Source organism: Deinococcus pimensis DSM 21231, from assembly GCF_000519345.1.
Taxonomy (GTDB): domain Bacteria; phylum Deinococcota; class Deinococci; order Deinococcales; family Deinococcaceae; genus Deinococcus_A; species Deinococcus_A pimensis.
This window is the reverse complement of sequence record NZ_KI912659.1, coordinates 2,774-5,659: the sequence shown is the minus strand read 5'-3', so window position 1 is coordinate 5,659 and position 2,886 is coordinate 2,774. Positions and strand designations below refer to the sequence as shown.

The following is a 2,886-nucleotide window of genomic DNA, read 5'->3' as shown; positions in this document are numbered from 1 at the left end:
GAGGCGGCGGTGGCGGCCCTGCGGGTGCTGCCGCCCTCGCCCGCGCGGGCCGAGCTGGAGGAGCTCGCGGGCAGCGCGGTGGACCGGGTGAGCTGAACGATCGCCCGGCGGCCTGTGCCCTCGGCCGGGGTTTGCCGGGGGAGCTTCGCGGAATGTGGTCTACTTGTCCCGGCGTGTCCGCGCCGGGACGCTTCGTGGTCCCCGGGCGGTCCGCAACGTCATGCAGCGGCGTGAATAGAGATGCCTAATGCACGTTTGTTTGGTTGGGCGTGTATAATGTGGCGGCTCACACACGGAGGACCCGGAATGACATCCTCAGCACTCACCTGGCAGGGCCTGATGGCGCAGATGGAACGCGCCCTGCCCTACGCACGCGCCAGCGAGCAGTCCCTGGCGTACTTCAAGTACCCGAAACGCACCCTCAGCGTGTCCCTCCCCGTCCGCATGGACGACGGGCACATCGAGGTGTTCCGCGGGTACCGCACCGTCCACTCCATCGCGCGCGGCCCCTCCACCGGAGGCGTGCGCTACAAGCCCGGCCTCACCGCCCACGAATGCGAGGTGCTCGCGGCCGTCATGACCCTCAAGTGCGCCGTGATGGACCTCCCGCACGGCGGCGCCAAGGGCGGCGTGGACGTGGATCCCACCACGCTCTCCGTCACGGAGCTCGAACGCCTCACGCGCCGCTACACCAGCGAACTCGTCGGCCTCATCGGCCCCGGCGAGGACGTCCTCGCGCCCGACATCGGCACCGACGAGCGCGTCATGGCGTGGATGCTCGACACGTACAGCGAGAACCGCGGCACCACCACCACCGGCGTCGTCACCGGCAAACCCATCCCGCTCGGCGGCAGCTTCGGCAGCAAGGAGGCCCGCGGACGCAGCGCCGCGCAGGTCATCGAACGCACCCTCGCCGATCACAACGTCGACGGTGAGGTCAGCGTCGCCGTGCACGGCTTCGGCGACGTCGGGCGCGTCATCGCGCGCCGCCTCGTCGCGCAGGGCGCGAAGGTCGTCGCCGTCGCCGACCAGGCGGGCGCCGTCCACGACCCGCGCGGCCTCGACGTCGAGGCGCTCGTCGCGCACCGCGACCTCACCGGCAGCGTCAGCGGCTTCGCCGACCCCATGCTGCCCGGCCACCTCCTCACCCTCGACGTGACGGTCCTCGTGCTGTCCGCCGACTGGGGCACCCTCGGCGAGGGCATCGCGCCCGGCGTGCGCGCCCGCTTCGTCGTGGAGGCCGCCAACCGCGCCGTCCTCCCCGAGGCCGAGCCTTACCTGTCCGGCACCGTCGTGCCCGACCTCGTCGCCAGCAACGGCGGCGTGACCCTGAGCTACCTCGAATGGGTGCAGGACGCCAGCAGCTTCTTCTGGACGGAGGAGGAGATCTCCACCGCCCTGGAGCGCCGCACCGCCAAGATGCTCGATACCGTCCTCAGCGTGAAACGCGACCTCGGCACGGACCTCCGCACCGCCGCGTACGCCCTCGCGCTCGACCGCCTGCACGACGCCACCGCACTGAGAGGGGTGTACCCGTGACCACGCCAGCCGACCAGAAGGCCCAAGACATCGCCCGAGCGCAGTCCATTCCCAGCTACCTCGACCCGCAGCACCTCGGGCCGTACGGCATCTTCCTGGAGCAGGTGGAGCGCGTCACGCCCTACCTCGGCAAGCTCGCCTACTGGGTCGAGACCCTCAAGCGGCCCAAGCGCATCCTCGTCGTGGACGTGCCCATCCACCTCGACGACGGCAGCGTCGCGCACTTCGAGGGCTACCGCGTCCAGCACAACACCAGCCGCGGCCCCGCCAAGGGCGGCGTGCGCTTCCACCAGGACGTCACCCTCTCGGAGGTCATGGCGCTCAGCGCGTGGATGACCGTCAAGAACGCCGCCGTGAACCTCCCGTACGGCGGCGGCAAGGGCGGCATCCGCGTCGACCCGCGCACCCTCTCCAACAGCGAGCTCGAACGCCTCACGCGCCGCTACACCAGCGAGATCAGCATCATCATCGGGCCCGACAAGGACATCCCCGCGCCCGACGTGAACACCAACCCGCAGATCATGGCGTGGATGATGGACACCTACAGCATGAACGTCGGCCGCACCGCGACGGGGGTCGTGACGGGCAAACCCATCAGCCTCGGCGGTTCCCTCGGCCGCGGCGACGCCACGGGCCGCGGCGTGTTCGTCACGGGCGCGGAGGCCATGCGTCAGGCGGGCGTGGACATGCAGGGCGCGCGCGTCGCCGTGCAGGGCTTCGGCAACGTCGGCAACGCCGCCGCGCGCATCTTCACGTCGCACGGCGCGAAGGTCGTCGCGATCCAGGACGTCACCGCCACGGTGTACAGCGAGGCCGGCATCGACCCCGTCGCCGCGCTCGACCACCTTCGCGCGCACGGCACGCTCGCCGGGCTGCCTGGCGCGCAGGAGATCGCCAAGGGCGACTTCTGGAGCGTCCCCTGCGACGTCATGATCCCCGCCGCGCTCGAAAACCAGATCACCGTGGACACCGCGCCGAAGATCACCGCGAAGGTCATCGTGGAGGGCGCCAACGGCCCCACCACGCCCGCCGCGGACGACCTGCTGCGCGAGAAGGGCGTCCTCGTGGTGCCCGACGTGCTCGCCAACGCGGGCGGCGTCACGGTCTCCTACTTCGAGTGGGTGCAGGACTTCAGCAGCTTCTTCTGGACCGAGGAGGAGATCAACAACCGCCTCGACCGCATCATGCGCGAGGCCTACCTCAGCCTCGCCGACGTCGCCGAGCGGCACAAGGTCACGCTGCGCACCGCCGCGTACATCGTGGCCTGCACGCGCGTGCTGGAGTCGCGCGCCCTGCGCGGCCTCTACCCCTGAGCACGCCCGCGCGCCCCGCGGCAGGGCCGCGGGG

General features: G+C 71.0%; 2 protein-coding genes. Both read left to right on the top strand.

Features of this window, described 5'->3' with window-relative positions; translation table 11 throughout:
* Positions 1-306 precede the first annotated feature (306 nt).
* Entirely contained in the window at positions 307-1,539 is a 1,233-nt protein-coding gene (locus tag DEIPI_RS0116845) for a Glu/Leu/Phe/Val family dehydrogenase (RefSeq protein ID WP_027482534.1), read from the top strand.
* Positions 1,536-2,852, top strand: a complete 1,317-nt coding sequence (locus DEIPI_RS0116840) for a Glu/Leu/Phe/Val family dehydrogenase (RefSeq protein WP_045234569.1) — start codon at positions 1,536-1,538, stop codon at positions 2,850-2,852. The genes DEIPI_RS0116845 and DEIPI_RS0116840 overlap by 4 nt, the downstream gene beginning before the upstream one ends.
* The last annotated feature ends 34 nt before the right edge of the window (positions 2,853-2,886 follow it).